Here is a 6807-nt window from a genome sequence, read left to right on the forward strand (position 1 = left end):
TTCTAAATGTCACGCCGTTTGAGTATGATAAGTAACGGACATTTGCGAACATTATGAAACGTGTTTGACAGCCTTGCCCGAAAGCATTTTCGGATGAATAATCGCGTCAAACTCTCCATCTGCCGACAGCTTTGTTGTGCTGATGCCGATTAAACATTTATCTGCAGAAATCATTTCTTCTTTTGTCATAATCGTTACGTGATCCGGTTTAACGCATAATAAAAATTGATTTTGCTGACCAACTCCCCTGTATGGAATCAACCTCATTTTATCTAAAAAGCGAAAGGAATCATCGAGCTGTTCGATGGCTTCCAATGGGTCTGTGTTTCGAATGATCATCGTTTCGGCTGTTCCGAAAATCGGCTCCAATTTATCAATGTAAATGATCATTACCGGTGTTTTTGTAAGAGGATCGTACAGCTGATTACCGGAATCAATCAGGCCTCTGACATGAAGTGTTTGGCTGCCCAAATCTGCCTGCACGCTGACTCGTTCCTCATATTGAATGTTTTTTGTTTCAATATCTTCAATTCTTCTTTTAGAAAAAAACCATAATGCTGGAAAGCCACCAACAATAAACAACCAGCTGATCGGGTCTCCAAACCCTGTTTGATTGGTAATCATAACACCGTTTTGAACAATAGAATTTGACTGCAGCAAAGAATGGGCTCCGATAATTCCTCCCCCCATTAAAAAAGTGGCAAAATAAAAGGAAAACAAATTTTGAAAGAAAAACCGAAATCTTTTAAAGCCAAATGTCACCACCACAATCACAACTGAAAAAGCTAGCTTCCCAGCCGGATGTTCAACAATCGGCGAAAAAGGAGTAAACATCAAAAGGACAATACTGGAACCGATGAACGCTCCGCCTACCAGTCTTCTTTTTTTTACATGCCGTTTTAAAATAAATGCCGTGAGCAAAAGCAAAAGTGCATCAAAACAAAAGTTTAACAGCCAAATGACATCTAAATAGATTTTCACATCTGACTCCTTTCTTTCTTGCCTCACGCTGTTCCCCTTCTTGCTTCATAAGTATAAAGCAAGCTCTGTGGGAAAGTCTGTCAATTAATGTTGAGAGGAAAATACAATTTTTCAGGGAAATCTGCTTAATTTGTCGAGGAAGTATAATGAGAGGATATAAAAAAGCTGCCAATGACGGCAGCTTTTTTCCACTTAATTTTCTGTGTTGATATTAAGTTTTCCATTCGCAGTTTTTCTTGTTTCATTTCCATAATCATCTCGGACGATCACTTCTACTTTTGCTCCTTTTGCTTTAATAGAAGAAGTGGCAGTCCAATAGCCTTCATATCTCCCCGGAGAGATTTCTCTTAACGGGAGTTCGGTGGCATTTTGCACACTCGCTCTTGCATTCGTCAGCGGCATACGAATGGTAAACGTTGCATCTAAATCCTCAGCGCTTGAGAAAGCGATTTTCACAGATTCACCGGCTTTTAAGTTTTTATCCTCTCCCGGAATTAAGCCGGAAATGACAGGCTTGTCAAAGTTCACATCAATGACTGTCTTTTTCGTCGTTTTGTTGCCTGCCAAGTCTGTAGCAATTACCTTGATTTCATTTCTTCCATTTTCCAAAAGAATACGGGCTGAGTATGAACCATCGGTTATTGTTGCTTTTTTGCCATTCACCTTGACGTCTTTCAGATTGTCATCGGATACAGCCCCTTTGACAGTCAGCGTTTCTTTATTTGTTTTCCCGCCATCCTTTGGAGTGTCCAGCGTTAACTCAGGCTTTTCTTGATCAAGCGTGACCGTGATTGGGCTGGAGGCATCTGTTGTTCCGTTGTCAGTTGATGCAGTTGCCGTCAGCTCATTTTCACCCTTGTTGAGTATGATGCCTGCATGGAACGTGCCATCCGCAGCAGCTTTCGTTTCTCCTGCTTCTTTCTCTCCATTATAAATGTGTACCCTTGTACCAGGAGAAGCGTTTCCTTTTACAGTGACGTTCTCCTTATTTGTGTATGATTTGTCTGTCGGTGAAGTAATCTCAGGTACAGCAGCTTCGTAATCAACTAATGCGCGAATCATATAGTTGCCGTCTGCTTCGTCACCCGGCTCCCATTGTCCACCTATATACTGCCAGTTGCGGCCGGAATTCTTGCCGGTTTCATCCATTGCCAGTCCAGGTGAATACGGGTCAGGTTTTGACTGGATATATACGAGATAAAAGTCTCTATCGACCATAATCCCTTTTGAACTGAGATCTACCTTAGTCCACTCGCCATTGCGAAGAGCTTCAGCGTTAAATGGCCCGGCAATTTTTTTGCCCGGTGCTCCGTCTTTTCCTGTAGCATCGTATACCTCAACCTTAAACTCTGTGCCGCCGGGATCAGGGAACTCTGTATCCCAGAATCTGAACAGCCCTCCTGTAAGCATGCCTTTGTCCTTGCCGTCAGCGAGCGTCATTTTTACCGCCCATCCGTTCCCGGCAGCAAAATAGGAATTGGCATTCTCCGCTGTTCCGTCATCATATGCAATTTCACCGGGATAACCGACGAAAGGCTTCAATGCAGTTTCTTTTGTAACATCACCTTTTAACTCAACGGAAAATTCATCACTGTAATAACCCGGTGCAGCGACTTTAATCGTATAAGCGCCTTCATAGGCCTCCAGCGTATATTCACCTTTATCGTTTGTCATAGCCGGTTCCACCGCAGCATCCTCTACAACATAAACGGAAGCGCCTTTTACCGGCTCTCCTGTCGTTTTATTGATGACCGTGCCTTTTAATGTTCCCTTCTTCATCTCTTCTAACGTAAAATTAGCTTGTGTCGTCTGATCCGTCATTAAAGACACTTTTTGTGTTTTCGACTGATAACCATATGCTTCTGCCATAAGCGTATAGTCTCCCGCTTTGTGCTTCAGCGTGTACTGCCCTGTGGATTGATCTGAATATGTTGATTTTCCTGTTTCCACTACACTGACTTGTGCCCTGAGCGGCAAAACTTGAGGCTGTATAGCCTTGTTCTGATGTTTTACCGCTGTGTTTGCAGATGGCTTAGCCTTTTTCGGATTTACTGGCTTTTTCTTTTGCTTTCCAGACGGCTTTTCGACGCCCAGCTTATTCTTTTTGACTGTTTTTCCGGCTGATTTGTCAGAAAGCACTACATCATCAATGTACCAGCCCTCTTTTGCAATGCTTTCATCTGATTGAAGGTTAAACATCACTTGAATGTTTTGACCTTTATAAGCCGATAAATCAATTTCTTCGTCCGTCCAGCTTGATGTCTTTCCGTTATAGACACCAGCCTGCTCCCAATTCTTTTCACCTTCCGGAAGAACAAAAACGTAGCCGTAATCAAAATCATCCTCTAAATTGTGCCAGCTTTTAAATTGAAGAAACAAACTTCCTGAATCAGGTACTTTAACAGGAGGCATAACAAGGTTCATGTTTGCTGAGTTGGCATAATTTCCTGTCAAATTCGTTCCATATACTTTTTCTCCGGATGCTGCTGTATTTGGGCCAGTTGACGGAACTCCCCATTCCCAGTTATTATTTGTTCCGCTCGCAACCCAGCCGCCGGGTGCAGTTTCAAAGTCCTGCTTATATCCCGCCGTGATGCTTGGTTTCACTGTTACATCGTATATGTCAGACGAAACGACATGACCGCCAAAATCGTGAATCATCCACTTATAGCTTAGTTTAGTTCCTTTTATATCTGGGATCTCTGCCTGATACGTTCCTTTTAGATGATCACCGCTGATTCGTTTAGCCGTTATTTCTGTCCATTCACCTTGATCAAGCTTGTAGGACAGCTTTACAGATGTCACACTCACATTGTCTTCAGCTGTCAAAGTCAATGGCAGGCTGCCACCTTCATAGGCTTCAGTTACTTTCTCATGCTGATAGACAGGAGGCTCTTGGTCATCCCCCTCTACAGAAACTTGTCCTTCCGCTTTCCCTAAACCATCTGTAACAGCGGATACAGCATCAAAAGCATTCACCAGACCATGGCCATATCCGTTATTCGGTGAATCAGGAAATGTTGAATCCGTGAGCGGTTCAGCCGTGCTGGTTAATATATCCTCAATCTCATCAACAGAAAGTGAGGCATTCGCCTGTTTCAGCAGTGCAGCAACAGCGGATACATGCGGCCCTGCCATTGATGTGCCGTCCCAACCATCCTCATATGTCTGACCGGGAACGGATGAACGAATATTAACGCCCGGTGCAGATATTTCCGGCTTTATCTCATCATATGGAGATGGCCCTTGAAGAGAAAAGTCAGCGAGCTTTTTATTGATATCAGTCGCTCCAGTTGCAAACGATTCTGGATAGTTTGCCGGATTTGCGATAGAACCAGGCCCGCCGGGAATAAAGAGATCCGTATTCCCAGCTGAAAACTCAGGGAAAATATCGACCGCACGCCAGGCATTGACCATGTCTCTGTACCATTCATCAAGTCCAGAGCCCCCTCCCCATGAGTTATTGACAACATCAGGAGCCATTTCCGGGTGGGGATTTCCTTCCGCGTCCTTTGGTGCTAAAACCCATTCACCAGCTTCCAAAATGTCAGCATCAGTGCCGCCATCTTCAGAGAACGCTTTAACAGCAATCCATTTTGCGCCAGGCGCTACACCGATTTGATTTGTTCCATCAGGTTCAGAGCCCACCATCGTGCCTGTCACATGGGTTCCATGAGCCAAATCATCATAAGGGCTTGCCTCGCCTGCTACGGCATCATACCAGTTCATTTCATTTTCAGGCTCATTAGGATTTTCCGGATTATACCCGCGATATTTCTCTTTTAATGCCGGATGATTCCATTCCACACCGGTATCAATGGACGCAACAACCGTGCCAGTTCCATCATATCCAAGTGCCCAAGCTTTTGGGGCATCGATTTGGTCTACATTCCATTCCACACCGTCAGTTGCTTTAATAGCTTTCTGTGCTTTTTTCATATTAAATGGGGAGGATGATTTAAAAAGCTGCCGTTTCTCATTAGGAAGCACCTTTTCCACTTCGGGAAACTGCGCCACTTTTTCCATAACCTCTTTTGAGGCATGAACAGCAATCCCGTTCACCACATAATAAGAATGAATTTGGTCTGCATTTCCTTTATCTTTCTGGGTGTTCAAGTATTTTAGGACATCTTGCTGGGATTCATCGGCTGTGACTTTTAAAGATGACACAACAGCAGAACGCTTTTGATATTCCGTCTTAGCGGCAGACAGCTTCTTCGATTTCGCTTTTTTAACAGCCGCTTTTGCCGCTTTTTCTGTGTTAGCCTGATCTTTAAATTTAATCAGAAAAGTCGTCTTTTCTTTCTTTTTAAAGCTTTTCTTTAATGAACTCGAAATCTTGTTTTGAATGGATTCCGCAGATTGAAGCTCCTTTTTAACAGAAGGTGAGGTGACTTTACTGCTTGCCCCGGCTGCTCCCGGAAACAGCAGTGAACTGATGACAACTGTACTTAAAACAGAGCTGATGAGTCTGTTTTTCGTTTTTTTCTTCATTTTCATCCCCCTTTTTCAACATGCTTTTTAAAAAAAGTGTCGTCCCTCCTTTTAATAATGAATGGTTTGTCAGAACATCGCTGTATATTAACTGTAGACAATCTGAATTACAGATATTGTCGTTTCATGTCATTCATTTTCCATATATATGAAAATGATAAAAATGTCACAAAAATAAATAGGTCTAATTATCTGTTTTGTTACTAAGCGAAGGAAGCAATAGGGAAAAAGACTTTATAAGAAGGAAAGTGTGAAGAGAAAAACAAAAAAGGACAAAATCGAAAACGATTTTGTCCTTTACATTAGCCGCGTTTATTACGGTTTCTTAAGAATGTCGGGATGTCAAGCGTATCATCAGCCGGCTGTGAAGTATGACGGCTTACTGTATTCTGCTGCTGAGGCTCCTCACGTTTTGGCTCACGCTTCGGAACACTTTGGTTGTGTGTTTTGATGCTTTGATTTAAGCTTGGACGCTGAGGCTTCGTCACGTCCTTCTCTTGTTCGATAAAGCCGGTTGCAATCACTGTCACCACAATCTCATCTTTTAGATTTTCATTAATAACAGAACCGAAAATCATGTTTACGTCTTGATCAGACGCCGAAGCGACAATGTCTGCTGCTTCCTGAACCTCATATAGGCTGAGGTTTGTTCCTCCAGTGATGTTCATGAGGACGCCTTGCGCACCGTCAATGGCCGCTTCAAGAAGCGGGCTGGAAATTGCTTTTTTTGCTGCCTCTGCCGCGCGATTTTCCCCAGTAGCAATACCGATACCCATCAAAGCAGATCCTTTGTTTGACATGATTGTTTTCACATCAGCAAAGTCAAGGTTGATAAGACCAGGTGTAGCAATCAAGTCAGAAATACCTTGAACCCCTTGGCGAAGTACGTTATCCGCTTCACGGAATGCTTCAAGCATCGGTGTGTTTTTATCAACAATTTCAAGGATACGGTCGTTCGGGATCACGATCAGTGTATCCACCGCTTCTTTCATTGCCGAGATTCCGCCTGCAGCCTGAAGCTGTCTTTTGCGTCCTTCGAAGGTAAACGGTCTTGTCACAACGCCGACTGTTAATGCGCCTAAGTCTTTCGCGATTTGTGCGATAACCGGTGCGGCACCTGTTCCTGTTCCGCCGCCCATACCAGCTGTCACGAATACCATGTCAGCACCTTTAAGTGCTTCTTCAATCTGCTCTTTGCTTTCTTCAGCGGCTTTTTTCCCGACCTCTGGATTCGCACCTGCTCCCAATCCTCTAGTCAGCTTTGCGCCGATTTGCATTTTCACTTCTGCTTTTGACAGGTTAAGAGCTTGAGCGTCCGTGTTTACCGCGATA

General features: G+C 43.6%; 3 protein-coding genes. All 3 read right to left on the bottom strand.

All coding sequences use genetic code 11. From position 1 onward, the window contains the following. Positions 1–51 precede the first annotated feature (51 nt). Positions 52–981 (bottom strand): sigma-E processing peptidase SpoIIGA, encoded by a 930-nt coding sequence (gene spoIIGA / locus RAC86_RS12505; RefSeq protein ID WP_003232163.1) that lies wholly within the window; start codon positions 979–981, stop codon positions 52–54. A 192-nt stretch (positions 982–1173) separates the two neighbouring features. Then, positions 1174–5475 carry a bacillopeptidase F gene (locus RAC86_RS12510; protein ID WP_377885689.1) on the bottom strand — a complete coding sequence of 1434 codons (4302 nt, stop codon included), beginning with the start codon at positions 5473–5475 and terminating at the stop codon, positions 1174–1176. A gap of 302 nt (positions 5476–5777) precedes the next feature. After that, a partial coding sequence (gene ftsZ, locus RAC86_RS12515; protein WP_377885677.1) for a cell division protein FtsZ occupies positions 5778–6807 on the bottom strand: 1030 nt, incomplete at its 5' end.

This window comes from Bacillus sp. LR_5 (assembly GCF_042709275.1).